23 protein-coding genes are annotated in these 25,537 nt (G+C 72.4%); 10 read left to right on the top strand and 13 right to left on the bottom strand.

Translation table 11 applies throughout. From position 1 onward, the window contains the following. Window positions 1–65 precede the first annotated feature (65 nt). The gene (locus tag ACFV6X_RS16690) at window positions 66–1,295 is read left to right on the top strand and encodes a ricin-type beta-trefoil lectin domain protein (protein WP_365454474.1); all 1,230 of its coding nucleotides are present in this window, start codon (window positions 66–68) and stop codon (window positions 1,293–1,295) included. A gap of 49 nt (window positions 1,296–1,344) precedes the next feature. Here the strand turns inward: ACFV6X_RS16690 and ACFV6X_RS16685 are convergent, their stop codons facing one another. After that, window positions 1,345–1,581: a hypothetical protein gene (locus tag ACFV6X_RS16685; protein WP_385383663.1), complete on the bottom strand. Its 237-nt coding sequence runs from the start codon at window positions 1,579–1,581 to the stop codon at window positions 1,345–1,347. A gap of 110 nt (window positions 1,582–1,691) precedes the next feature. Here ACFV6X_RS16685 and ACFV6X_RS16680 point away from each other — a divergent pair, with 110 nt between their 5' ends. The 3 genes from ACFV6X_RS16680 (at window position 1,692) to ACFV6X_RS16670 (ending at window position 4,898) form a co-directional block, all read left to right on the top strand. Then, window positions 1,692–2,726 carry a PHP domain-containing protein gene (locus ACFV6X_RS16680; protein ID WP_385383661.1) on the top strand — a complete coding sequence of 345 codons (1,035 nt, stop codon included), beginning with the start codon at window positions 1,692–1,694 and terminating at the stop codon, window positions 2,724–2,726. 157 nt (window positions 2,727–2,883) lie between these two features. Further along, window positions 2,884–3,549 (top strand): HAD family hydrolase, encoded by a 666-nt coding sequence (locus ACFV6X_RS16675; protein WP_385383814.1) that lies wholly within the window; start codon window positions 2,884–2,886, stop codon window positions 3,547–3,549. Between the two features lie 320 nt (window positions 3,550–3,869). Further along, window positions 3,870–4,898 (top strand): SDR family oxidoreductase, encoded by a 1,029-nt coding sequence (locus ACFV6X_RS16670; protein ID WP_385383658.1) that lies wholly within the window; start codon window positions 3,870–3,872, stop codon window positions 4,896–4,898. A 53-nt stretch (window positions 4,899–4,951) separates the two neighbouring features. On the opposite strand, the gene ACFV6X_RS16665 is transcribed toward ACFV6X_RS16670, so the two are convergent. Both ACFV6X_RS16665 and ACFV6X_RS16660 read right to left on the bottom strand, forming a co-directional pair. Further along, complete coding sequence (locus tag ACFV6X_RS16665) at window positions 4,952–5,233, bottom strand: hypothetical protein (protein ID WP_385383655.1); 282 nt, start codon at window positions 5,231–5,233, stop codon at window positions 4,952–4,954. 84 nt (window positions 5,234–5,317) lie between these two features. Then, a complete protein-coding gene (locus ACFV6X_RS16660; RefSeq protein WP_385383652.1) occupies window positions 5,318–6,604 on the bottom strand; it encodes an ROK family protein in 1,287 nt (428 codons plus the stop codon). A 321-nt stretch (window positions 6,605–6,925) separates the two neighbouring features. On the opposite strand from ACFV6X_RS16660, the gene ACFV6X_RS16655 reads away from it, so the two are divergent. From ACFV6X_RS16655 to ACFV6X_RS16645, 3 genes are all read left to right on the top strand, one after another. After that, window positions 6,926–7,420, top strand: a complete 495-nt coding sequence (locus ACFV6X_RS16655) for an FBP domain-containing protein (RefSeq protein ID WP_385383649.1) — start codon at window positions 6,926–6,928, stop codon at window positions 7,418–7,420. A gap of 116 nt (window positions 7,421–7,536) precedes the next feature. Further along, window positions 7,537–8,790: an aromatic acid exporter family protein gene (locus tag ACFV6X_RS16650; protein ID WP_385383646.1), complete on the top strand. Its 1,254-nt coding sequence runs from the start codon at window positions 7,537–7,539 to the stop codon at window positions 8,788–8,790. 207 nt (window positions 8,791–8,997) lie between these two features. After that, window positions 8,998–10,194, top strand: a complete 1,197-nt coding sequence (locus ACFV6X_RS16645; protein WP_385383643.1) for a lactonase family protein — start codon at window positions 8,998–9,000, stop codon at window positions 10,192–10,194. On the opposite strand, the gene ACFV6X_RS16640 is transcribed toward ACFV6X_RS16645, so the two are convergent. From ACFV6X_RS16640 to ACFV6X_RS16595, 10 genes are all read right to left on the bottom strand, one after another. Further along, window positions 10,162–10,887, bottom strand: coding sequence for a DUF2470 domain-containing protein (locus ACFV6X_RS16640; RefSeq protein WP_385383640.1), 726 nt, complete (start codon window positions 10,885–10,887; stop codon window positions 10,162–10,164). The two genes, ACFV6X_RS16645 and ACFV6X_RS16640, sit on opposite strands and share 33 nt — an antisense overlap. 90 nt (window positions 10,888–10,977) lie before the next feature. After that, window positions 10,978–11,808, bottom strand: a complete 831-nt coding sequence (locus tag ACFV6X_RS16635; RefSeq protein ID WP_385383636.1) for a pentapeptide repeat-containing protein — start codon at window positions 11,806–11,808, stop codon at window positions 10,978–10,980. A gap of 40 nt (window positions 11,809–11,848) precedes the next feature. Beyond that, window positions 11,849–12,592, bottom strand: a complete 744-nt coding sequence (locus ACFV6X_RS16630) for a PIG-L deacetylase family protein (RefSeq protein WP_385383634.1) — start codon at window positions 12,590–12,592, stop codon at window positions 11,849–11,851. A 36-nt stretch (window positions 12,593–12,628) separates the two neighbouring features. Continuing rightward, window positions 12,629–13,930: an alpha/beta fold hydrolase gene (locus ACFV6X_RS16625; protein WP_385383631.1), complete on the bottom strand. Its 1,302-nt coding sequence runs from the start codon at window positions 13,928–13,930 to the stop codon at window positions 12,629–12,631. Between the two features lie 158 nt (window positions 13,931–14,088). Beyond that, window positions 14,089–15,132, bottom strand: a complete 1,044-nt coding sequence (locus ACFV6X_RS16620; RefSeq protein WP_385383628.1) for a LacI family DNA-binding transcriptional regulator — start codon at window positions 15,130–15,132, stop codon at window positions 14,089–14,091. Between the two features lie 181 nt (window positions 15,133–15,313). Beyond that, window positions 15,314–15,634 carry an L-rhamnose mutarotase gene (locus ACFV6X_RS16615; protein ID WP_385383625.1) on the bottom strand — a complete coding sequence of 107 codons (321 nt, stop codon included), beginning with the start codon at window positions 15,632–15,634 and terminating at the stop codon, window positions 15,314–15,316. Window positions 15,635–15,651: 17 nt separating this feature from the next. Continuing rightward, entirely contained in the window at window positions 15,652–16,734 is a 1,083-nt protein-coding gene (gene rhaS / locus ACFV6X_RS16610; protein WP_385383622.1) for a rhamnose ABC transporter substrate-binding protein, read from the bottom strand. 94 nt (window positions 16,735–16,828) lie between these two features. Further along, window positions 16,829–17,803, bottom strand: coding sequence for an ABC transporter permease (locus ACFV6X_RS16605; protein WP_385383619.1), 975 nt, complete (start codon window positions 17,801–17,803; stop codon window positions 16,829–16,831). Beyond that, window positions 17,796–18,836 carry an ABC transporter permease gene (locus ACFV6X_RS16600; protein WP_385383616.1) on the bottom strand — a complete coding sequence of 347 codons (1,041 nt, stop codon included), beginning with the start codon at window positions 18,834–18,836 and terminating at the stop codon, window positions 17,796–17,798. Before ACFV6X_RS16600 ends, ACFV6X_RS16605 begins: the two co-directional genes overlap by 8 nt. Window positions 18,837–18,927: 91 nt before the next feature. After that, window positions 18,928–20,442 carry a sugar ABC transporter ATP-binding protein gene (locus ACFV6X_RS16595; protein ID WP_385383613.1) on the bottom strand — a complete coding sequence of 505 codons (1,515 nt, stop codon included), beginning with the start codon at window positions 20,440–20,442 and terminating at the stop codon, window positions 18,928–18,930. Between the two features lie 259 nt (window positions 20,443–20,701). On the opposite strand from ACFV6X_RS16595, the gene rhaI reads away from it, so the two are divergent. The 3 genes from rhaI to ACFV6X_RS16580 all read left to right on the top strand — a co-directional run bounded on the left by rhaI (window position 20,702) and on the right by ACFV6X_RS16580 (window position 25,469). Continuing rightward, a complete protein-coding gene (gene rhaI, locus ACFV6X_RS16590; RefSeq protein ID WP_385383610.1) occupies window positions 20,702–21,868 on the top strand; it encodes an L-rhamnose isomerase in 1,167 nt (388 codons plus the stop codon). Window positions 21,869–21,984: 116 nt separating this feature from the next. Then, on the top strand, window positions 21,985–24,024 hold the full coding sequence (locus ACFV6X_RS16585; protein ID WP_385383608.1) for a bifunctional aldolase/short-chain dehydrogenase: 2,040 nt from the start codon (window positions 21,985–21,987) through the stop codon (window positions 24,022–24,024). Continuing rightward, window positions 24,021–25,469, top strand: coding sequence for a rhamnulokinase family protein (locus ACFV6X_RS16580; protein ID WP_385383605.1), 1,449 nt, complete (start codon window positions 24,021–24,023; stop codon window positions 25,467–25,469). Before ACFV6X_RS16585 ends, ACFV6X_RS16580 begins: the two co-directional genes overlap by 4 nt. Window positions 25,470–25,537 lie beyond the last annotated feature (68 nt).

Raw genomic sequence — 25,537 nt, 5'->3', positions numbered from 1 at the left:
GGAATCCTTCACCCCCCACCTCAGTCGGCGCTCCCGTGCGCGGGGCGCCGCCGGAAGGGAAGGCCGTGGCTTCCCCACGACTGTTCCGCAGATGCCTGCTCGGCGCGCTGTCCGCCGTACTGGTCGCCTCCGCCGCCGTCGCCGCGCCCGCCGCCCAGGCGGAACCGGCCGGCGTCCAGGCGGTGACGTTCTCCGACACCTTCGACGGTCCCGCCGGTGCGGGCGTCAACTCCTCAAGGTGGCAGATCGAGACCGGCGACAACGTCAACAACCACGAGCGGCAGTACTACACGGCCGGCACCAACAACGCCGCGCTCGACGGCCAGGGCCATCTGGTGATCACCGCCAAGCGTGAGAACCCGGCGAACTACCAATGCTGGTACGGGCGTTGCGAGTACACCTCGGCCCGGCTCAACACCGCCGGGAAGTTCACCGCGCAGTACGGGCACGTCGAGGCCCGGATGAAGCTCCCGCGCGGGCAGGGCATGTGGCCGGCGTTCTGGATGCTCGGCACCCCGGTCAACTGGCCGGACTCGGGCGAGATCGACATCATGGAGAACGTCGGCTTCGAGCCCTCGACCGTGCACGGCACGATCCACGGCCCCGGCTATTCCGGTTCGGGCGGCATAGGCGCGGCGTACTCCCTGCCGAACGGGCAGGCCTTCGCGGACGGCTTCCACACCTTCGCCGTCGACTGGGCGCCCGACTCCATCACCTGGTCCGTGGACGGCAACGTGTACCAGCGCCGCACCCCCGCCGACCTGGGCGGGCGGTCCTGGGTGTTCAACAAGCCGTTCTTCCTGATCCTCAACCTCGCGGTCGGCGGCTACTGGCCGGGCGACCCGAACGGCTCCACGGTCTTCCCGCAGCAGCTGGTGGTGGACCACGTGACGGTGTCCACGAGCGACTCCCCGACGGGCGGCGGAATCCGGGGCCTGGCCGGAAAGTGCGTGGACGTCGCCGGGGCGAGCTCCGCCAACGGCACCCCCGTCCAGCTCTACGACTGCAACGGCACCGCCGCCCAGACGTGGTCGGTGGGCGGCGACGGCACGATCCGTGCCCTCGGCAAGTGCCTGGACGTCGCGAGCGGCGGCACTGCGGACGGCTCACTCGTCCAGCTGTGGGACTGTAACGGCTCGGCCGCCCAGAGATGGGTCGTCACCGCGGCACGCGACATCGTCAATCCGCAGGCCGACAAGTGCCTCGACGTCAGCGGCAACAACTCGGCCAACGGCACCCGGCTGCAGATCTGGACCTGCACCGGCGCGGCCAACCAGAAGTGGACCGTCGGCTGAGGCGGGCCCTGCGAACCCCGCGCCGGCGGCATGATCCGCGGGACTGGCCCTAGCGCGGGGTCCAGTGGAACTTGTCGCCGCCGACCCAGCGGACCACGTCCGGGTCGTCCAGGTCGTGGACCGTGATACCGAAGGCGGCGGCAGTCTCCAGGACGTCGGTGACGGCGCGCGCCGCACCGACCACTTCACCGTCGATCTCCACGATGCGAAACGGTGGGCTGCCGGGCTGGACGCCGAGCACCATGATCCGCGGATGGGAGATGTAGGGGCTCGCGATTTCGGTCATGACATAGAGCGTAGAGCGGATCCGGCCATCGCGACCGTTGTGCGGTGGCCGGCCGGTGGCGGCCCCCGTGGGGCTGGGGAACGCTGGAGGGTGACCCGGAGGAGGTGGCGATGGATCCCGTCGAGGCCCTGGGCCGGATCGCCTTCCTGCTGGAGCGGTCGCTGGCGCCGACGTACCGCGTGCGCGCCTTCCGCACCGCCGCCCGCGTGGTGACCGAGCTGCCCGAGGAGGAGCTGCGGGCGCGGGTGACGGCGGGGTCGCTGGAGTCACTCAAGGGCATCGGCCCGAAGACCGCGCAGGTGGTGCGGGAGGCGTTGGCCGGGCAGGTGCCGGGGTATCTGGCGCAGCTGGAGGACGAGGCCGGGCGGGCTCGGCCCGTACAGGGCGGTGAGGCCTTGCTGGCGCGGCTGCGCGGGGACTGCCATGTGCACTCCGACTGGTCGGACGGCGGCAGCCCGATCGACGAGATGGGCCGGACCGCCGCGGCGCTCGGCCACGAGTGGACCGCGCTGACCGACCACTCCCCCAGACTGACCGTGGCGCGCGGGCTGTCGGCCGAGCGGCTGCGCGAGCAGCTGGACGTGGTGGCCGCCCTCAACGAGACCTGGGCGCCGTTCCGCCTGCTCACCGGCATCGAGTGCGACATCCTGGACGACGGCTCGCTCGACCAGGACCCGGAGCTGCTCGCGCGGCTGGACGTCGTGGTGGTGTCCGTGCACTCGAAGCTGCGCATGGACGCGCGCGCCATGACCCGCCGCATGGTGCGGGCCGTCCGCGATCCGCACGCCGACGTCCTCGGGCACTGCACCGGGCGGCTGGTGACCGGGCGGGGGCGGCCGGAGTCGGAGTTCGACGCGGACGAGGTGTTCGCCGCGTGCGCCGAGTCCGGCACGGCGTTGGAGATCAACAGCCGCCCCGAACGGCTCGACCCACCCCGCCGGCTGCTGCGCCGGGCAGTGGCGGCCGGCGTGCTCTTCTCGATCGACACCGACGCGCACGCGCCGGGGCAGCTGGACTGGCAGGTCATGGGCTGCTCCCGGGCCGAGGAGTGCGGCGTACCGGCGGAGCGCGTCGTGACCACCTGGTCGGCCGGTGAACTGCTGGCCTGGACGCGGGAGGGACGGGTGCCGGCCGGGGTGGGATGAGGCCGCCCCCATTGCTCACCGGGCCCCGTCCCTGCTCACCGGACGGCTGCCTGCTTATCGGGCCGCGCGGGTGGTACTCGGGCGGCCGTGAGGGATCGACGACCAGGACCGACGCGTGCCGACGCACGCCGGTGAGGAAGGGAGCGGACAGACCACCATGGACCGCGCCGCCGTGTTCGACGTCGACGGGACGCTCGTCGACACCAATCACCTGCATGTCGTGACCTGGTGGGAGGCCTTCCGGCAGGCGGGTCATCGGATCCCGACGCACGCCATCCACCGGGCGGTGGGCCTGGGTTCCTCGGACCTGATCGCGCATCTGCTCGGCGACGACCGGGACAAAGGTCAGGACGAGGAGCTGAGCACCGCCCACAAGGTCCTCTACGGGCAGTACTTCGACCGGCTGCCCGCGCTGGCCGACGCCGGCCTGCTGCTGCGCCGGCTGCACCGGGACGGCTGGGCCGTGGTGCTCGCGACCTCGGCGGGCGGCGCGGAACTGACCGCGCTGCGCCGCGCGATCGACGCCGACGAGGCGATCACCGCGACGACGAGCGCCGACGACGTGGCGGAGGGCAAGCCCTCGCCGGAGCCGGTCGAGCAGGCGCTGGAACTCGCCGGTGTGCCCGCCGAGCGGGCGGTGTTCATCGGCGACACCGTGTGGGACATGCGGGCCGGCAGCCGGGCCGGGGTGCGGTGCGTGGGCGTGCTGTGCGGCGGGATTCCGCGGGCCGACCTGGAGGAGGCCGGGGCGGACGCCGTCTACGACGATCCCGCGCATCTGCTCGCCTCTCTTCCGGAGCTGAGCGGCGGGATGCCCAGGTGACGGAGGTCACGCCCATCGTGGGGGGCGTGGTGGAACACCGGGGGGCGGTTGCCCGTTGAACCACACGTGGGTGCGGATGGGACAGTGTCCCCGGGCCTCACCTTTTGCCCCCAGGGACGATCGTTCGGCTGAAGCCCTGTGGAGCCTTTCGCCGAGAGGCGACCGCCATCCGTGCCCACCCACAGACCGCCCCGACCGGAATCCCCCGTCCGGTCGGGGCTTTCTCTTTTCCCTCTCGCGCCCTCCGGTGCGCGTGCGGGCCGCCGCGGCCGGGTACTCGGAGCGCTCCACCGCGGGGGCATGCCCGAGAGGAGAGCGACGTGAGCATCGAAGCGGGCAGCAGGATCGTGGTCACGGGCGCCACCGGCAACGTGGGTACCAGCGTCGTGCGACTCCTGTCCGAGGATCCGCAGGTCGGCTCGGTACGGGGCCTGGCGCGCCGGCTTCCCGCGTGGGCGCCGCCGAAGACGGACTGGGCGGCGGTCGACGTGGCCTCGGAACAAGCCGATCTCGTCAAGGAGTTCCTCGGCGCCGACGCCGTGATCCATCTGGCCTGGGCCTTCCAGCCGACGCACGATCCCGCGCGCACCTGGCGCACCAATGTGCTGGGCAGCATCCGGGTGTTCGACGCGGCCGCCTCCGCCGGCGTGCCCACCCTCGTCCACGCCTCCTCGGTGGGCGCGTACTCGCCGGGGCCCAAGGACCACGCCGTGGACGAGTCCTGGCCGACGCACGGCTGGCCGGACGCCGCGTACTGCCGGGAGAAGGCCTATCTGGAACGCACCCTGGACACCTTCGAGCGGGACCACCCCGGGGTGCGGGTGGTGCGGATGCGGCCCGCGTTCCTGTTCAAGCGGGAGTCGGCGAGCGAGCAGCGGCGGATCTTCGCCGGCAAGTTCCTGCCGGGGCCGCTGGCGCGTCCCGAGCTGCTGCCGTTCCTGCCGGACATCCCGGGACTGCGGGTGCAGGCGCTGCACACCGACGACGCGGCGAGGGCGTACCAGCAGGCGGTGGGCTCGGACGTGCGGGGCGCCTTCAACCTCGCGGCCGACCCGCCGGTCGACGCCGCGCTCCTGGCCGAGTTGCTGGGCAGCCGCCCGGTACGGCTGCCCCGGACCGCGGCCCGCTCGGCGATCGCCGCCGCGTGGGGGCTGCATCTGCTGCCCGCCTCCCCGCACCTCTTCGACGCCGTCCTGCGGCTGCCGTTGATGGACTGCACACGCGCCCGCACGGAGCTGGGCTGGGGGCCGACGCGCACGGCACCCGAGGTGATCGAGGAGTTCCTGCACGGGCTCCAGGAGGGTGCGGGAGCGCGGACGGAGCCGATGCGGGGGCGGAAGGTGGGCTGAAACACCCGGCACGCTCCGCCGCCCGTCCCTGAAAGGGCCGCGCCCCGGCTCCGTCAGTCCGGTGACTCGTCCGGCACCGGGTGTTCGGGATGGACCGTGGCGGACCGCGGCGCCCGCCTGCCCGTGCCCGCCTCGTCCGTGTCGGGCACGTCGGCGGCGCCCTCGTCCTCCTCGCCGCCCGCGGCGGCGCTCTCGGCGTCCTCGTCAGCGCGGTCCTTCTCGGCCGAGGACACCTCCAGGGGGTCCTCCTCGTCCGTCACTGCCTGCTGGTCGGGCAGGTCACGCGGTACGGGGTCGGGGCTACGGCCCGGCTCCTGGTGGCGGTGATCGGTCACGACGTACTCCCTTCGGGGGTCCGGAGCACCCGCGAGTACCTCCGGGAACGGCGGGCGAAACCGCACGTCGTGCACGTCGCGCGGTCAGTGCGGCGCCCGCTCCTCCAGTACCGCGCGCCAGGCCGGCGGCGGCCCCTCGGGCACGGGCTCGGGGCGGCGGCCGCCGCGGGCGAAGAAGTCGGCCAACGGCAGGATCGCCGCGCCGACGGTGACCGCGTCGGGCCCGAGCCGGCCCAGCTCAATCGTGACCTTCTCGGCCGGATACCGCAGGGCGTACGCCACCGCGTGACGGCGTACGGCGGGAAGGAACCCGGCGCCGAGCTGGAGGCCCGCCCAGCCGCCGATGAGGATCCGCTCCGGCTGGAACAGGTTGATCAGGTCGGACAGGCCGGCGCCGAGGTACTCGGCGGTCTCCTCCAGCACGGCCAGCGCCACGGGGTCGGCGGCGCCCTCGGGCGGGTACGCGGCGGCCAGCATCGCGGTGAGCGCGGTCTCCTCGTCGGTGCCCTCGGGCGGCTGCCCGCCCTCCTCGCGCCAGCGTTCGAGGAGCGACTCGGCGCCCGCGTAGGCCTCCAGGCAGCCGACCGCACCGCAGCGGCAGCGGCGACCCCTGACCCGTACCGTCAGATGGCCCCACTCGACGGCCCGTCCGTGGTCCACCTCGTGGGTGACGAGGCACGCGCCGACGCCGGAGCCGAACAGGACGACGACGGCGTTGTGGGCGCCGCGTCCGCCGCCGAACCACATCTCGGCCTGGCCGAGCGTCTTGGCGCCGTTGTCGATGAAGTAAGCGGCGCTCTCGGGCAGGCGGGAGGTGGAGCGGAGCAGCGCCTCCAGCGGCACCGCGTCCCAGCCGATCGTCTGGCCGTGCACGACGGCGCCCCGGTCCGGAGTGCGTTCGACGATGCCGGGGACGCCGATCCCCACGCCGAGCAGCTGCTCGGGAGCCACGTCGGCGGCGGCGAGCACCTCCGTGATGCCGTCGCGGATGTGGCCGACGATCACCTCGACGTCGTACCGCTGGTGCTCCAGCGGCCGTTCGGCACGGGCGAGTTCGGTGAGGGTGAGGTCGAAGAGCTCGATGCGCACCCGGGTCTCGCCGACGTCGACGCCGATCATGTGGCCGCTGCCCGGCGCCACCCGCAGCAGCGTGCGCGGGCGGCCGCCGTCGGAGTCCACGCTGCCGGCCTCCTCGACCAGGCCGTCGGTGACCAGGTCGGCGACGACGTTGCTGACCGATCCCGAGCTCAGGCCGGTCGCCGGGCCCAGCTCGAAACGGCTGAGCGGTCCGTCGAAGTACAGCCGTTGCAGCACGGCCGTCCGGTTGGCTCGCCTGAGGTCACGCACCGTGCGCCCGTTCCGCCCCGCCATGTGGCTCCTTCCGACCCCTGCCCGACCGGCGACACCACCGGCCGGGCCACCCAGGGGATATTACTCCAACCCTTAATTCAGGGTATGAGCTAAGCGGGACGGAGATCGGTGACCGATGTCGGCGCCGGGGGTGCGCGCCCGGTACAGCGTACGGAACGCGTCCCGCACACCGGGGGCGGGCCGCCCCGGTCGAGGCCCGCATCCTGGTAACGAAAATAAGCTCCACGAGAACTATCTATCTAACCTAGGCAAAAACCTAGAACCCCTAGGTTTCCAGCACGACCTCGGCAGCCGTGCCCGGCACCCTCAGGAGGCACTCCCATGCAGCCGCTCACCGAGCAGGACATCCGCAACTCCTTCATCAACTGCACCAGAGGAGAGGCCAAGCGGCTGGCCGTGCCCCGTGACCTCACCGACCGGCCCTGGGACGATCTGGACTTCCTGGGCTGGCGGGATCCCGGGGCGCCCGACCGCAGCTACCTCGTGGCCGAACGGGACGGGCGGCTCACCGGCGTCACCCTGCGCTTCCCGCCCCCGCGGCGCGGCTATCTGCACCGCAGCCTGTGCTCCCTCTGCCTGACCGGCCACCCGCGGGGCGGCGTCGCCCTGATGACGGCCCGCAAGGCGGGCGCGGCGGGCCGCGAGGGCAACTCCGCCGGCGTCTACATGTGCGCCGACCTCGCCTGCTCCCTCTACGTCCGCGGCAAGAAGATCTCGGAGTCCGGGGCGCGCTTCGAGGAGAGCCTGACGCCGGAGGAGCAGATCGCCCGTATGACGGGCAACCTGTTCGCCTTCCTGGACAGGCTGACCGCCTGAGGCGGCGGCATTTGAGGAAAATCCCTCATTGCTCGCCTCCACGAGCCGCTCCCCCCTGAGCCGCTCGATACTGGCGAGACGTTCGGTGCCCCAGGTGACGGGGAACAGGCCAAGGGATGCGAGTTGAACGAGACTGGTCGGTGTACCGCGCGCGCCTGAGGAAATGGCAGCGGGACCCCGTGGTCGTCCAGACCATGCGGTCGACGGTCGCGGCGACCGTGGCGTACGTGATCGCGCTGCGCCTGAGCCCCGAGGCCGCACCCCTCACCGCGCCGCTGACGGCCCTGCTGGTCGTCCAGGTGACCCTCTACGCCACGCTCACCAACGGCGTCCGCCGCGTGAACTCCGTGGTGGCCGGCGTGCTCGTCGCGATCGCCTTCAGTCTGCTGGTGGGCCTGACCTGGTGGAGCCTCGCGCTGGTGATCCTGGCGGCGCTGGCCGTCGGGCATCTCGTCCGGGTCCACGAGTACGTGCCCGAGGTGGCGATCAGCGCGATGCTGGTGCTCGGTGTCACCACCGTCGGGGACACCGCCTGGGCGCGGATCGTGGAGACGCTGATCGGCGCGGTCGTCGGCCTGTCCTGCAATCTCCTGATCGCGCCGCCGGTGTGGGTGGGCGAGGCAGGCGCGTCGATCGAGGGGCTGGCCCGCCGCATGCGGCAGCTGATGCTGCGGGTCGGCGAGGAGGCCGGCGGCCGCACCCCCGTCGAGTACGCGGCGGAGCGCCTGCACGAGGCACGCCGGCTCGACCACGACATCGTGCAGGTCGACGCGGCGCTGCGGCAGGCCGAGGACAGTCTGCGGTTCAATCCACGGGTGCGCGAGGGGCTGCTGAACCGGGTGGTCCTGCGCACGGGTCTGGACACCCTGGAGATCTGCACCGTGGTGCTGCGGGTCCTGACGCGCAGCCTCACGGATCTGGCGAAGGCGCGGGACCCGGAGACCCTCTTCGAGGGGGAGACCGGATCCGTCGTGGAGAAGTTGCTGTCCGAGATCGGCGACGCGGTGGTGAGCTTCTCCGTGCTGGTCACCACCAGCGTCAGCGCGAGCGCCGAGTCGGCCGAGGACCGGCTGGCCGCCGAGCTCCAGACGGCCGCGGCCACCCGCGACAAGCTGGCCCAGATGCTGCTGGAGGAGGTCCGGCGGGACAGCCACGAGTGGCAGCTGTACGGCGCCGTCCTCACCGAGGTCAACCGCATCCTCGACGAACTCGACACCGAGCACCGCTCGCGCCGGCTCCTGGAGGAGCTGGACCGCCACACCCGGGAGCAGCGCGAGCGCATGCCGCGGCTGACCCGGCTGCGCGAGCGCCTGGGCGTGCAGGAGCGGCTGTGGCGGGACCGCACCGGGGCGGGCGGGCGTTCTTGGTGAGGAAGCCACGGGACCGTGCGGTTCATCCGTACGCCGCGCCTGCCGGAGACCGGGACGCACGTTCTGCCGTACCGGTCCGTACGCCTGTTGCGTCTTGCGCAACGCCTGTTGCCGTTCTTGCACTTGGCAGGTGATCCGCGCGAAGGTGGCTGTCACGCCCGGGACCACCGACGAGTCCTGGTGCGGGCGACGAGCTGAGGTGCGGAGATGAGCGAGGACGCGCGGGCGGGCGGCGGCTGGAGCAGGCGGCGCTTCGTCGGGGCCGTCGCGGGGGCGGCGTTGCCGGCCTCGGCCGCCTGCGGGACACCGCCCGCCACCAGGACACCCGAGGCTCCCGCCGAGCGCGGTTCACCGACCGCCGCGGGCAGGCCGTCCGGCCCCCGCCCGCTCTACGTCGGCACCTACACCTCTGTCGAGGGCGGCGGCACGGGCATCGGCCTGGCGACCTACGACCCGGCGACGGGCCGCATCACCGGGACCGGCACGCTCACCGGCGTGACCGACCCGTCGTATCTGGCGGTGCACCCGGACGGCCGCACGCTGTACGCGGTGAACGAGCGGGAGGACGGTGCCGTGACCGCCGTGCGGCCGGCCGACCGCAAGGTCCTCGGGAGCCGCGGCACGGGAGGCGCGGCCCCCTGCCATCTGTCCGTGCATCCGAGCGGACGCTGGCTGCTCAGCGCCAACTACACCTCCGGCAGCGTCGCAGTGCACCCGATCGAGTCCTCGGGCGCACTGGGCGAGCGCACCGACCTGGTCACACACTCCACTCCGGCGCCGGGGCCCGGTCAGGACGGCCCGCACGCCCACCAGGTCGTCACGAGCCCGGACGGCCGTCACGTCCTCGCCGTCGACCTCGGCACCGACACCGTCCACAGCTACCTCCTGGACCAGCGAAAGGGCACGCTGCGCGAGGTCGGGCAGGCGCACACCCGGCCGGGGGCGGGTCCGCGCCACCTCACCTTCCACCCCGGCGGCCGGTACGCCTACCTGGCCAACGAGGTCGACAACACGGTCGCCGTCTGCGCCTACGACCCGCCGACAGGGCGCCTGACGATCGGCGAGCCCCAGCCCACCGGGACCGGCGGGGGCACCAACTACCCGGCGCAGATCCTGGTGACCGCCGACGGCGCCTACGCGTTCCTGGCCAACCGGGGCCACAACAGCCTGGCCCGCTACGCGGTGGAGGGCGACGGTGCCCGGCTGCGGCTGCTCGGCACGGTCGCGGTCGCGGGCGACTTCCCCCGGCAGATCGCCTTCTCGCCCGACGGGCGGCTGCTGTTCGCGGCGAACCAGCGGTCCGGCAGTGTCAGCGTCTTCCACGTGGACGGCGCGAGCGGCGGCCTGCGGCTCGCCGGTGAGCCGTTCGCCTCACCCGTCGCCGTCTGTGCGCTGCCGCTGTAGCGGGCGGGGGCAGGAGGCCGCGCTCGCCTGCGCGAGCAGCACATGCATGCGTTCGGTGAGCTGCGCGAGCCCGTCGGCGGGCATGTGGAAGGGCAGCCGTACGTCGCCGTGGGCGCGGCGGCGCTCGATGCGCAGCGTCAGTCCGTGCCGGTCGACGGCGAGCGGCTGGACGCGCACCACGCCGTGCAGGCTGCCCGGCTCGACCAGCCGGGTGAGCCTCTCGACCGCGTCGGGGTGGGCCTCGGCCAGGTGCGTCAGCAGCCGGGCCTCGGCGCCGGCCAGCGGGTCGGGCGCGGCGGCGGCGAACTCGTCGAGGTCGATCACCACGGCACCGGACGGCTGGCGCAGCACCACCCGGGTGGCCTCGAAGGCGAGGTGGCCCTCCTCGATGCTGAACCAGCCGGCCAGCCAGAGCCGGGCGCGGATGCGGTTGCGCATCGGGACGGGTGCCACGTCGGCGAACTCCAGGACGGCCGACGGCTCACCCCGGGGAGCGCAGATGGTGGCCGCGAGCAGGGCGCTGTCCTCCGGCACGTGCAGGACGATCCGGCCGTCCTCCTCCACGGTGTGCGCGCCGACGAGCTCCTCGCGCACGCCCTCCGCGGTCACCGCGCAGGACCACGAGCCGGCGAGCACCGACCGGGCCCGTTCCGCCGCGGCGGGCGCGGCCGTCCAGGCTTGGCTGTCACCCATCCCAGTTCCTCCTTATTAGGTAAGGCTCACCTAACCTATCGAAGATCCAGGCGCACGCCAACCAGCGGGTACCCGCCGGTTTCCTGTGCTTCAGCGAAGGGGCGTCCAGTGCGCGGGCCGGGACACGGACCGCGGCACCTCGGTACCCGCCGAACCCCGGGCCGCGTTGACCTGAGGCTGCGTCAGGAAGAACGCCCCGGTCAGGTCGGCGTCCGTGAGGTCGGCGCCGCGCAGGTCCGCGCCGATCATGTCGGCACCGCGCAGATCCGCGCCGGTCAGGTCGGCGGCGATGAGACAGGCGCCGCGCAGGTTCGCGCCACGCAGATCGGCGCCTTCGAGCCGGGCCCCCATCAGGTCCGCGCCCCGGCGGTCCTTCTTCCGGCCTCGGGTCCCGGCCCGGACCAGCTCGCTGGTCTTCAGGAGCAGGACGTTGACCTGCTGCCGGTGGGCGCCCACGTCCAGCGCGGCGAGTTCCTGCGCAGTCTGCCGGGCCAGCCGCTCGGTGTCGTCCAGGGCGCCGCGCAGATCGGCGTGGATCGGACGGGCGGCGGGCAGGGCGAGCGCCTCGGTGAGGTACCGGAGCAGCTCGTGCAGCTGCCGTACGACGGGGAACACCTCGGCCATCAGCCGGGCGTGCTCCCGGGAGGCGGTACGCCAGTCCTGCCCGGCGAAGGTGACCTGCGAGACACGCTGCCCGGCGCCGAAGCAGTCGTAGACCGTGCAGCCGGTGAAGCCCTTCTGCCGCAGCTCGGCGTGGATGCCGCAGCGATGGTCGCCCCGCAGGTTGGGGCAGGGCTTCCCGGCGTCCTTGTCGAACGCGAAGTCGGCCGAGGCGGTGAAGGGCAGCGCCACGCAGCACAGGCCGAAGCAGTTCGCGCAGTCTCCGCGCAGGTCGGTGAGGTCGCCGGGACGATCGTGCATACCGACAGCCTAATGACCGGCCAGGCGACCCCGTTCTCGCCTAGCGGGTGAACAGCTCGAACGCCACCGCCGGCCGCCCTCCGAACCGCTCCCCCGTCTTCTCGGCGTATCCGGTCAGGAAGTCCCGCACGTAGGTCTCCGGGTCCTCCTCCGTCAGCACCTCGATGTACGTCCGGTGTTCCAGCAGGGAGTGCGCCGCGCGCTCCAGGCCGGGCGTGGCGTCCACGGCGTGGGTCGGGCTGCTGGAGCCGGCGACCGCGACCCAGCGGACGCCGTTCCACGGCTGCAAGCCCTGTGCGACCAGCTCCGGGAAGATCCACCGGTTGCCCGCGTCGCCCGCCGCGTCGAGCGTGGCCCGGCCCACGGCGACATGGTCCGGGGTGTTCCAGGCGACGCCACCCCAGGTGTCCCGATGGTTGAGGGTGATCACCAACTCGGGCCGGTGTCGGCGGATGGCGGCGGCGATGTCCCGGCGCAGAGTGGTGCCGTACTCGATGACACCGTCGCGGTGGTCGAGGAACTCCACCTCCGTCACCCCGACGACCGCCGCGCTCGCCCGCTGCTCCCGTTCCCGCAGCGGGCCGCACTGCCCGGGCTCCAGCGTGTCGATGCCCGCCTCGCCGCGGGTGGCCAGCACGTACGTCACCTCACGGCCGACGTCGGTCCAGGCGGCGATCGCCGCCGAGCAGCCGTATTCGAGGTCGTCCGGGTGCGCCACGACGGCCAGGGCGCGCTGCCAGTCGTCGGGCATGGGCTGGAGCTGAGGGAGCGTCGGCTCGGTCATGCCCGCAGACTAGCCCGTGGTCAGGGCGGGTTGACCTCAGACCTCGTCTCGCGCCAGCGCCAGCAGCCGGTCGAGGACCCGGGGCCCGCCGGCCCGCACGCCGTCGTGCTCGAACTCGTCGGTGACCCAGGTGCGCAGACCGCGGACGGCACGGGCGGTCTCCAGCGAGTGGGCCGTGTCGACGTACATGTCGTCGTGGTAGACAGCGGCCGCGACCGGCACCTCGTTGGCGGCGAGGCGCGCGGGGTCGTACAGGGGCCGCCAGCCGGTGTGGGCGGCGAGGAGTTCGGCGGTCTCGCGCAGCGAGCGCAGCGCCGGGTCGCAGTCGAACATCCAGGGGTGGATCGTTTCTCCGGTGAAGAGCAGCGGTCCGTCGCCCGCGAGCGCCTTGGCGGCGTCGAACTGCGCGAAGTCCGCGCGGATCCGTTCGGCCGACCACGCGGTCGGGCGGTGGTCCTGGCCGTAGCAGGCCTCGTGGACGAGCGCGTACAGCGGGTGCCCGGCGTACGAGAGCAGACCCTGGACCTCGTCCTGGAACGCGTCGGAGAGGACGGAACCCTGCGGGGTGCGGACGAAGGCGTGCTCCAGGAGGTAGTGCAGGCGGTGGCTTCCCTCGCTGCCGCCGAGGACGATGCCGAGGGACTGGAATGCCTCGACGGTGAGCCGGTAGCCGTTGGGCAGGACCACGTCGTGGGTCAGGAGGTGGTCGGCGATCCGGCGGGCCCGCTCGACGTCCTGCGGGTAGCGGGCGTAGTGGGCGGCGACCTTGCGCTCGATGCGCGGGTAGGCGGCGCGGTAGACGTCGTCGGCGTGCGCGTCGAGGGAGGGCAGGCCGCCGGTGATGACGGCGGTGGCCAGGCCCTCGGGGGCGCTCGACAGGTAGTGCACGGTGCAGAAGCCGCCGAAGCTCTGGCCGAGCACGGTCCAGGGCGCGCCGCCGGTGACCTCGCGGCGGACGGCCTCGCAGTCGCGGACGATCGCGTCGGCGCGGAAGTGCGTGAGGTAGTCGGCCTGTTCGGCGGGGCCGCCGCGCAGCGGGAGCGTCTGGCGGCCGGCGGGCGTGGAGTGGCCGGTGCCGCGCTGGTCGAGGAGGAGGACGCGGTACTCCTTCAGGGCCCGGCCGAGCCAGGCCTGCTTTCCGACGAAACGATTCGCCCCGAAGCCCGGGCCGCCCTGGAGGTAGAGCAGCCACGGCAGGTCCTGCCCCGCCTTCTCGCTCGCGACGACCTCACGGGCGTAGAGCTCGATGGTCTCCCCGGCCGGGTCGTCGTGGTCCAGGGGCACGGAGAAGTGGCGGTCGGTGAGGACGACGCCGGGCTGGCGGTAGCTGGCGCTCAACAGGGCTCCCGGTGTGACGACAGTGACGACGGTGCGGACCGCGTCCCAGTTCAGCACATCGCCGGCCGGCCGCCACCGCCGGGGATCATGAACGGCCGCTGAATGCCGGTGCAGTGGCTGGATCGCGGTGGTGCTGAACGCCCGGTCAGTGCGGCCGTTCAGCGGCCCGGCAGGCTGGAGCGGCGGACCACCAGCTCCGGCTGGAGCACGACCCGGCGGTGTTCGTGCCGGGGCGTGCCGTTCCGCGCCCCGGTGTCCGCCTCCGTCTCCGTCTCCTCCAGAAGGAGCTCGGCGGCCAGCGCGCCCATCGTGACGGCGGGCTGGCGTACGGACGTGAGGGGTACGGCGGCCGCGGCGGCGAACTCGATGTCGTCGTAGCCGACGAGGGCGAGGTCGTCGGGGACGCTCACGCCGGCCGCGTACAACGCCTGGAGGACGCCGAGCGCGAGCAGGTCGTTGGCGCAGAAGACGGCACTGGGGCGGTCCGCGAGGCCGAGCAGCCGGGCGCCGGCGTCGCGGCCGGCGGCGACGTCGAGCCGCTCGGTGGGCAGCTCGCGCAGCGCCTCGGGGCCGAGGCCCGCCTCGGCCAGGGCGTTCAGGGCGCCGGTGCGGCGGTCGCGCACCTGGGTGAGGCCGGGCGGTCCGCTGACGTACGCGACGGAGCGGTGCCCGGCGTCCACCAGGTGGCGTACGGCCAGGGCGCCACCCGCCACGTCGTCCACGGAGACGGAACACTCGGTGGCGCCCTCCGCGACCCGGTCGACGAGGACGAAGGGGATGTTGTGGCGGCGGAAACCCTCGATGTTGCGGCCGGTCGCGTCGGCCGGGGTGAGCAGGACGCCGCGCACCCGCTGCTCGGCGAAGAGCGAGAGGTAGTCGGCCTCCTCCGAGGCGTCCTGGGCGCTGTTGCAGACCATCACGCCGAGGCCCGCCTCGCGGGCGGCGCGCTCGGCGCCGCGGGCCACGTCGACGAAGAAGGGGTTGCCCATGTCCAGGACGAGCAGGCCCATGATCCGGCTGCGGCCCGCGCGCAACTGGCGCGCGGACTCGCTGCGGACGTAGCCCAGCCGGTCGATGGCGGACTGCACGCGCGCCCGGGTCTCGATGGCCACCGACTCCGGCCGGTTGATGACGTTCGAGACCGTGCCCACGGACACGCCGGCGGCTCGGGCGACGTCCTTGATACCCACCGACTGGGCCATCGGGCAGCGACCTCCAGGAGAACAAGGGGCGACGGGAAGGCCTTCACACTACCCTCACGCCGCTCGGGGACAGCAGCGGTGACGCGGGCAGCGGGAGGCCGATGACATGCGGCGCGAGGGGCGCTGCACGTACTCGTCCAGGAGCGGCTCGGTGCACCGGCACCACCGGCGGCTCCGCGGCTCAGGCGAGGTGGAAGACCTCGGTCAGGGGCTTCATCGCTTCGTCGGGCCGGGCGCCGTCCGGCGACTCGAAGAACGGCGCCATCTCGGTCTGCCAGCGGGCGTTGACCTCGGTGGCCTCCATCCCGGCCCGGGCGGCGGCGAAGTCCTCGGTCTCCAGGTAACCGACCAGCAGGCCGTCCTCGCGCAGGAAGAGCGAGTAGTTGTGCCAGCCGGTGGCCGAGAGCGCGTCGCGCATCTCCGGCCACACGGCGGCGTGCCGCTCGCGGTACTCGTCGAGGCGGTCCGCCCGCACCTTCAGCAGAAAACACACACGCTGCATCAACGGACCCCGGGCGCTCAGAAGTCGTACCGGTCGATGTTGCCGGCGTCGAACACGGTCGGCTTGCCGAGGCTGATCACGCCGTCCGCGCCGATCGTGTACTCGCCCATGTCGCCGGCTGTGAAGGTCTCGCCCTCCTTGCCGGTGATCTGGCCCGACACCAGCGCGACGGAGGTACGGGCGGCCAGTTCGCCGAGCTTCGCCGGGTCCCACAGCTCGAACGCCTCGACGGTGCCGTTCTTGACGTACTTGCGCATGTCGTTGGGGGTGCCGAGGCCGGTCAGCTTGACCTTGCCCTTGTACTTGGAGCCGGACAGGTACTGGGCGGCGGCCTTGATGCCGACGGTGGTCGGGGAGATGATCCCCTTCAGGTTCGGGTACTCCTGGAGCAGGCCCTGGGTCTGCTGGAAGGACGCCTGCGCGTCGTCGTTGCCGTATGCGATCTTGACCAGCTTCATGTCCTTGTACTTGGGATCCTCGAGCTCGTCCTTCATGAACTCGATCCAGGTGTTCTGGTTGGTCGCGGTCTGCGCGGCGGACAGGATCGCGATCTCGCCCTTGTAGCCGATCTGCTCCGCGAGCAACTGCACCTCGGTGCGGCCGAGGTCCTCGGCGGACGCCTGCGAGACGAAGGCGTTGCGGCACTCGGGCTTGGTGTCGGAGTCGTACGTCACGACCTTGATGTCGTTGCTCATGGCCTGCTTGAGCGCGGTGCACAGGGCACCCGGGTCCTGCGCGGAGACGGCCATGGCATCGACCTGCTGCTGGGTGAGCGTGTTGACGTAGGAGACCTGGCCGGAGGTGTCGGTGGCGCTGGACGGGCCGACCTCCTTGTAGCTGGAGCCGAGCTCCTTCAGAGCCGCCTCGCCGCCCTTGTCGGCGCTGGTGAAGTAGGGGTTGTTGACCTGCTTGGGCAGGAAGCCGACGGTCAGGCCCTTCTTGAGCTCGGCGTTCGGGTCCGCCTTGCCGGCCGCGGCGGCGGAGCCGCCCTCCTCGGCCACGTCCTTCTTGGTGGTCCCGCCGCAGGCGGTGAGGGCGAGCGCGAGGGAGGTGGCGGCGGCGAGCGCCGCGCAGGTACGGCGGAGGGATGTCTTACGCATGACGGGTCCTTTGCGACGAAGGTGGGTTGAGCGCCCCGTCAGGGGCGCGGGGGACTGCGCGAGCGACCACGTACGGCCCGCGGCTCGCCACGGCCTAGCCGGTGGAGCGTGCCGCCCTCACGGCGGTGATCTGGCGTGCGACCCGTGGGCCGAGCACCGAGAGGACCAGCAGCACACCGGTCACGACGATCTGCGACTGCGCGGACACGTCCTGAAGGCTCATCACGTTCTGGAGGGCGCCCAGCAGGAACACCCCGGCGATGGCGCCACCCAACGTGCCCTTGCCTCCGTCGAAGTCGATCCCGCCGAGCAACACGGCCGCCACGACCGAGAGTTCGAGGCCGGTGGCGTTGTCGTAGCGGGCACTGGCGTAGTGCAGCGCCCAGAACACACCGGTGAGCGAGGCCATCAGGCCCGTCACCGTGAACAGGACGAGCTTCTGCCGCTTGACCCTGATCCCGGCGAACCGCGCGGCCTCCGCGCTCGCGCCGATCGCGAACAGCGACCGCCCCAGCGGCGTGGCGTGCAGCGCGACCACCGCGATCGCCAGCAGTACGAGGAACGGCAGGAAGGCGTACGGGAGGAAGGTGTCACCGATCCGCCCGGCCGCGAAGTCCAGGTACGGGGAGGGGAAGTCGGTCACCGCGTCCGAGCCGAGCACGATCTGCGCGATGCCCCGGTACGCGGCGAGGGTGCCGATGGTGACGGCGAGCGACGGCAGCCCGAGCCGGGTGACGAGCAGGCCGTTGACCAGCCCGCACACCACGCCGAGCAGCAGGCACAGCGGGATGATCGTCTCGATGGTCATGCCCTGGTTCCACAGGGCGCCCATGACCGCGCCGGACAGCCCGGCGGTGGAGGCGACGGACAGGTCGATCTCGCCGGCGACGACGAGCAGCGTCATCGGCAGCGCGATCAGTGCGATGGGCAGGGTGTTGCCGATGAGGAACGAGAGGTTCAGCGCGTTTCCGAAGCCGTCGACGAAGCCGAACGACAGCAGCAGCACGACGATCAGCAGGGCGCCCACGACCGTGTCCCAGCGGACGGCGCGCGTCAAGGACTCAGGCATGGCGGGCGTTCCTCTTCTTCAGGGCGGACGCCACACGCAGGGCGACCACACGGTCCACGGCGATGGCGAGGATGAGCAGGATGCCGTTGATCGCGAGCACCCAGACCGAGCTGACGCCGAGCGCGGGGAGCACACTGTTGATCGAGGTCAGCAGCAGTGCGCCCAGGGCCGCGCCGTAGACGCTGCCGGAGCCGCCGGTGAAGACGACGCCGCCGACCACGACGGCGCTGACGACGGTGAGTTCGTAGCCGTTGCCGGTGCCGGAGTCGACGTTGCCGAACCGGGCCAGGTACATCGCGCCGGCCAGCCCGGCGAGCGCCCCGCAGAAGGTGTACGCCGCAAGGATCCGCTTCCTGACCGGGATGCCGGCGAGCCGCGCGGCCTCGGGGTTGGAGCCGAGGGCGTACAGTTCCCGGCCGCTGCCGAAGTGCTTGAGGTAGTACGCCGTGGCCACCAGGACGGCGAGGGCGATCAGCGCGAGCCAGGGCACCGCCGAGATGCCGCCGGAGCCGAAGTCCACGAATCCACCGGGCAGGTCGGCGGCGGTGATCTGGCGGGAGCCGACCCAGATGGAGTCGATGCCGCGGATGATGTAGAGCGTGCCCAGGGTCACCACCAGCGCGGGCACCTGGCCGAGGCTGACCAGCAGGCCGTTGAGCAGTCCGAAGCCGATGCCCGTCAGCACCGCCAGCGCCACGGCGAGCACGGGGTTGCCGCCGCCCTGGAGGTAGGTGCCGGCGGCGAAGGCACTGATGCCGAGGGTGGAGCCGACGGACAGGTCGACGTTGCGGGTGATGACGACGAGCGACTGGCCGGTGGCGACCAGGACCAGGATCGTCGCGTTGAGCAGCAGGTCCTTGATGCCCTGCGCGGACAGGAACTCGCTGTTTCCCGCCTGGGTGACGGCGATCATCACCAGGAAGACGACCAGGATGGCGAGTTCGCGCATCTTGAAGACGCGGTCGACCAGGCGGGTGCCGCTCGACCGGGGCACCTCGGCGACGGGGGCCGGCTGCGGGGTGGTCACCGTCATGCTGTGCCCCTCCTGTTCGCTTCTGCGCCCGTGCGGCGGGCGGGTGCGGGCGTCGTGGTCGTGCGGGGCCCGGCCGCCGCGCGTACGTCGCTCACGCGGCCCTCCCGGTGGCTGCGGCCATCACGGTTTCCTCGGTGGCCTCGGAGCGGGGGATCTCGGCGGTGAGCCGGCCCTCATGCATCACCAGCACGCGGTCGGCCATGCCGAGGATCTCGGGCAGGTCGGAGGAGATCATCAGCACGGCCACGCCGTCGGCCGCGAGCTGGGACAGCAGCCGGTGCACCTCCGCCTTGGTGCCGACGTCGATGCCGCGGGTCGGCTCGTCGACGATCAGCACCTTCGGCCGGGTCGCGAGCCATTTGGCGAGGACGACCTTCTGCTGGTTGCCGCCGGACAGTGTGGAGACGGCGTCGGCGATCCGGGCGTACTTGACCTGGAGCCTGACGGCCCAGTCGAGGGAGCGGCTGCGTTCTGCGCCCCGGTCCATCAGGCCTGCCCTGACGGTCGTCCGCAGCCCGGTCAGGCCGATGTTGCGCTCGATGGACATGCCCATCACCAGGCCCTGGGCCCGCCGGTCCTCGGGGACGAGGGCGAGCCCGGCGGCCATGGCGGTGGAGGGGGCGCCGTTCAGCAGCCTGCGCCCGTCCAGCTCGACCTCGCCGGCGTCGCGGCGGTCGATGCCGAAGACGGCCCGCGCCACCTCGGTGCGCCCGGCGCCGACAAGGCCCGCGAGTCCTACGATCTCGCCGCGCCGCACCTCGAAGGAGACGTCCGTGAAGACGCCCTCGCGGGTCAGCCGGCGGACGCTCAGGGCGACTTCGCCGGGGCGGACGTCCTGCTTGGGGTAGAGCTCGTCGAGGTCGCGGCCGACCATCCTGCGGACCAGGTCGTCCTCGGTCATGCCGTCGATGAGCTCCGAGGCGATCCAGGCGCCGTCGCGCAGGGTGGTCACCCGGCGGGAGATCCGGAAGATCTCCTCCAGGCGGTGCGAGATGAACAGGACGGCGGCGCCCTGCTCCTGGAGCGTGCGCACGACGCCGAAGAGGCGGGCCACCTCGCTGCCGGTGAGCGCGGCCGTCGGCTCGTCCATGACCAGGACGCGGGCGTCGAAGGAGAGCGCCTTGGCGATCTCGACGATCTGCTGGTCGGCGATCGACAGGCCGCGGGCCGGGCGGTCGGGATCGAGTGCGACGCCGAGGCGTGTCATCAGCGCCAGCGTCGCGGCACGGGTGGCCTTGTGGTCGATGCGGCCGAGGGCGCGCCGGGGCCGGCGGCCCATGAAGATGTTCTCGGCGATCGACAGGTCGGGAAAGAGCGTGGGCTCCTGGTAGATCACGGCGATACCGGCGTCACGGGCGTCGCCGGGGCCGTGGAGGACGACGGGCTCGCCGTCGAGCAGCACCTGGCCGGCGTCCGGCCGGTGCACGCCGGCGAGCGTCTTGATGAGGGTCGACTTGCCCGCGCCGTTCTCACCGGCGAGAGCGTGCACCTCTCCGGGGAACAACTCCAGGGACACGTCCCGCAGGGCGCGTACCGCGCCGAAGGACTTGGAGATGCCCTTGAGCGCCACTACCGGGGCCGGCCCCGTGTCGGACGGGTGGGTCATGAGGGGCTCCTCGACGACGCGGCGCGCGGGCGGCGAGGCGGCCCGCTCGCGTCGTGAAAGGTTTCAACTGGATTGCCGGGACGTTAGGCGGGCCGGGCATGTCACGTCAATGGGCGGGTTCGAAAAGTTTTCGATAGCCGATGGTCACTGCTGAATACGAAGAACAGGCTCGGCCGGACCGCTTGACACTCCTTCACAGGGCTCATAGCTTGCGGGTCTGAATCGTTTCATCATGTCGTGACGCAACAGGAGCCCAGCAGTGAGCGATCTCGCCGCGGTGAAGGCCGCGCTCAAGACCCAGGCAGTCGAGACGCCGTCGTGGGCGTACGGCAATTCGGGGACCCGGTTCAAGGTGTTCGCCCAGCAGGGCGTGCCCCGCGATCCGCGCGAGAAACTGGACGACGCGGCGAAGGTGCACGAGTTCACCGGTGTCGCCCCCACCGTCGCCCTGCACATCCCGTGGGACCGGGTCGACGACTACGCGGCGCTGGCGAAGCACGCCGGGGAGCGCGGGGTGAAACTGGGCGCGATCAACTCCAACACCTTCCAGGACGACGACTACCGGCTCGGCAGCATCTGCCACCCGGACGCGGCGGTGCGGCGCAAGGCGGTCGACCACCTGCTGGAGTGCGTCGACATCATGGACGCGACCGGGTCACGGGACCTGAAGCTGTGGTTCGCGGACGGGACGAACTATCCCGGGCAGGACGACGTGCGCGAGCGGCAGGACCGGCTGGCGGAGGGGCTGGCCGAGGTGTACGGGCGGCTGGGCGAGGGGCAGCGGATGCTGCTGGAGTACAAGCTCTTCGAGCCGGCGTTCTACACGACGGACGTGCCGGACTGGGGGACGGCGTACGCGCACTGCCTGAAGCTCGGCCCGAAGGCGCAGGTCGTGGTCGACACGGGGCATCACGCGCCGGGAACCAACATCGAGTTCATCGTGGCGACGCTGTTGCGGGAGGGGAAGCTCGGGGGATTCGACTTCAACTCCCGCTTCTACGCGGACGACGACCTGATGGTGGGGGCGGCGGATCCGTTCCAGCTGTTCCGGATCATGTACGAGGTCGTGCGGGGGGGCGGGTTCGGCGCCAGGTCCGGGGTCGCGTTCATGCTCGACCAGTGTCACAACATCGAGGCGAAGATCCCGGCGATCATCCGCTCGGTGATGAATGTGCAGGAGGCCACGGCCAAGGCCCTGCTGGTCGACCGGGGGGCGCTGACCGCGGCTCAGCGGGACGGGGATGTGCTCGGGGCCAATGCCGTGCTGATGGACGCCTACAACACGGATGTGCGGCCGTTGCTTCGTGAGGTGCGGGGCGAGATGGGACTGGACGCCGAGCCGCTGGCCGCGTACGCCCGGTCCGGGTGGGCCGAGAAGATCGTCGCCGAGCGGGTCGGGGGGCGGCAGGCCGGTTGGGGCGCGTGAGCGTCCGCCGGGTTCTGTTCTCCGCGGGGTGCGGGCCGTGTGTCGCCGGTCGCGCAGTTCCCCGCGCCCCTGGAAGGCACCACACCCGCACCTCCTCCTGAAAGGACCGGACATCCATGTCGACCCACCCCGAGGCCGCCGCCCTGCTCGCCCGTTCCCATCGGCTCGGCTCCGATCCCCGGAACACCAACTACGCCGGGGGCAACGCCTCCGCCAAAGGCACCGCCACCGATCCGGTGACCGGGGGTGATGTCGAGCTGATGTGGGTCAAGGGGTCCGGCGGGGATCTCGGGACGCTCACCGAGGCGGGGCTGGCGGTGCTGCGGCTTGACCGGCTGCGGGCGCTCGTCGAGGTGTACCCCGGGGTCGAACGGGAGGACGAGATGGTCTCCGCGTTCGACTACTGCCTGCACGGCAAGGGGGGCGCCGCGCCCTCCATCGACACGGCGATGCACGGGCTCGTGGACTGCGCCCACGTCGATCACCTGCACCCCGACTCCGGGATCGCGCTGGCCTGTGCGGCGGACGGGGAGAAGCTGACCGCCGAGTGTTTCGGGGACAGCGTGGTGTGGGTGCCGTGGCGGCGGCCCGGCTTCCAGCTCGGGCTGGACATCGCCGCCGTCAAGGCCGCCAATCCGCGGGCGGTCGGCGTGATCCTGGGCGGGCACGGCATCACCGCCTGGGGCGACACCGCCGAGGAGTGCGAGCGGAACTCGCTGCACATCATCCGGACCGCGGAGGCGTTCCTCGCCGAGCGGGGCAGGCCCGAGCCGTTCGGGGCGGTCGTCGAGCGGTACGAGGCGCTGCCCGAGGCCGAGCGGCGGGCGCGGGCGGCCGCGCTGGCGCCCTACGTCCGTGCCCTCGCCTCGCAGGACCGGCCGCAGGTGGGGCACTTCGACGACTCCGACGTCGTGCTCGACTTCCTCGCGCGCGCCGAGCATCCGCGGCTCGCCGCGCTTGGCACGTCCTGCCCGGACCACTTCCTGCGCACCAAGGTCCGGCCGCTGGTCCTCGACCTTCCGCCGGCGGCTCCGCTCGACGAGACGGTCGCGCGGCTGCGGGAGCTGCACGCCGTCTATCGGGAGGAGTACGCCGCCTACTACGCGCGGCACGCCCTGCCCGACTCCCCCGCCATGCGCGGCGCCGACCCCGCCGTCGTGCTGGTGCCGGGTGTGGGCATGTTCAGCTTCGGCAAGGACAAGCAGACGGCCCGGGTCGCCGGCGAGTTCTACGTCAACGCCGTGAACGTGATGCGCGGGGCGGAGGCCGTGTCGTCGTACGCGCCGATCGAGGAGTCGGAGAAGTTCCGTATCGAGTACTGGGCGCTGGAGGAGGCCAAGCTCCGGCGGATGCCGAAGCCCAAGGCGCTCGCCACGCGGGTGGCGCTGGTGACCGGCGCGGGCAGCGGGATCGGCAGGGCGATCGCACACCGGCTGGTGGCCGAGGGCGCGTGTGTCGTGGTGGCGGACCTCGACTCCGGCAACGCCGCCCGGGTCGCCGAGGAACTGGGCGGCTGCGACAAGGCCGTCGCCGTGACCGTCGACGTGACCTCCGAGGGGCAGATCGCCGAGGCGTTCCAGGCCGCCCTGCTCGCCTTCGGCGGCGTCGACCTCGTGGTGAACAACGCGGGCATCTCGATCTCCAGGCCGCTGCTGGAGACCTCGGCCCGGGACTGGGACCTCCAGCACGACATCATGGCGCGCGGCTCCTTCCTCGTCTCGCGGGAGGCGGCGCGCGTGATGATTGCTCAGGGGCTGGGCGGTGACATCGTCTACATCGCCTCCAAGAACGCCGTGTTCGCCGGGCCCAACAACATCGCCTACTCCGCCACCAAGGCCGATCAGGCTCATCAAGTGCGCCTGCTGGCAGCCGAGTTGGGCGAACACGGGATCCGGGTCAACGGCGTCAACCCGGATGGCGTCGTGCGCGGTTCGGGGATCTTCGCGGGCGGCTGGGGAGCCCAGCGGGCGGCCGTGTACGGAGTGCCGGAGGACAAGCTCGGGGAGTTCTACGCCCAGCGGACGATCCTCAAGCGCGAGGTGCTGCCGGAGCATGTGGCGGCCGCCGTGTACGCGCTGACCGGCGGGGAGCTGACGCACACCACGGGGCTGCACGTCCCGGTCGACGCCGGCGTGGCCGCCGCGTTCCTGCGGTGAGCAGCGCCGTGACGTCGTACGCCGCGGTCGATCTCGGCGCGTCCAGCGGACGCGTCATGGTCGGCCGCGTCGGACGGCACGAGCTGGAGCTGACCGAGGCGCACCGATTCCCCAACCGGCCGGTGCGGGTGCCGGAAGGGCTGCGCTGGAACGTGCTCGGGCTGTACGCCGGTGTCCTCGACGGACTGCGGGCGGCGGGACGGGTCGACTCCGTCGGCATCGACAGCTGGGCCGTGGACTACGGGCTGCTGGACGCCGAGGGGGCGCTGCTCGGCAATCCCGTGCACTACCGGGACGGGCGCACCGAGGGCGTCGCCGAGAAGGTGTGGGCGAGCGTACCGGCCGCCGAGCTGTACGCGGCGACCGGAGTGCAGTACGCCCCCTTCAACACGCTGTACCAGCTCGCCGCCGCCCGTTCGGCCGGTCACCTCGATCCTGCGGAACGCCTGTTGCTGATTCCCGACCTGCTGTCGTACTGGCTCACCGGGGAGCAGGGCACCGAGCTCACCAACGCCTCCACCACCCAGCTCGTCGATCCGGGGACGCGGGACTGGTCGTACGCGGTGGCCGCGCGGCTCGGGGTCGACCTGGGCCTGTTCGCGCCGCTGCGCCGGCCGGGCGACCCGGCGGGGGTGCTGCGCCCCGAGGTACTGGAGGAGACGGGGCTGGAGGGTCCCGTTCCGGTGACCGCGGTCGCCTCGCACGACACGGCGTCCGCGGTGGCCGCCGTACCGGCGTCCGGGGAGCGCTTCGCCTACATCTGCACCGGCACCTGGTCGCTGGCCGGGCTGGAGCTGGACGCGCCGGTGCTGACGGAGGAGAGCCGGGCCGCCAACTTCACCAACGAGCTGGGGCTGGACGGCACGGTGCGCTACCTGCGCAACATCATGGGCCTGTGGCTGCTCCAGGAGTGCGTACGGGCCTGGGGCGAGCCGGAGCTCGACGAGTTGCTGCGGGCCGCGGCCGGCGTGCCGGGACTGCGGTCGGTGGTGGACGCGGGGGACGCGGCGTTCCTCGCGCCGGGGCGGATGCCGGAGCGGATCGCCGAGGCGTGCCGTGTCTCCGGGCAGCCGGTGCCCGGGACGCCGGCCGAGGTCACGCGCTGCATCCTCGACTCGCTCGCCGTCGCCCACCGGCGGGCGGTCGAGGACGCCCAGCGGCTGGCGGGGCACGCCGTGGACGTCGTCCATGTGGTGGGCGGCGGGGTGCGCAACGCGCTGCTGTGCCAGCTGACCGCCGACGCCTGTGGGCTGCCGGTGGTGGCGGGCCCGACGGAGGCGGCGGCCCTCGGGAACGTACTGGTGCAGGCGCGGGCCCACGGGCTCGTCGGCGACCGGACGGACATGCGGCGGCTGCTGTCCCGCACCCAGCCGCTCACCCGCTACGAACCGCGTGGCGACCGGGCACCCTGGCGGGCGGCCGGGGCCCGGCTCGCCGGAGGGTGAGCGGGGTCTCCCCCGGACCGCGCCGCCGCACTACCCTGCACTCATCGGATGATCAACCCCAAGGAGCC

This window comes from Streptomyces sp. NPDC059861 (genome assembly GCF_042731435.1).
In the GTDB taxonomy this organism is placed as follows: Bacteria; Actinomycetota; Actinomycetes; order Streptomycetales; family Streptomycetaceae; genus Streptomyces.
This window is presented reverse-complemented; position numbering and strand designations above follow the sequence as displayed.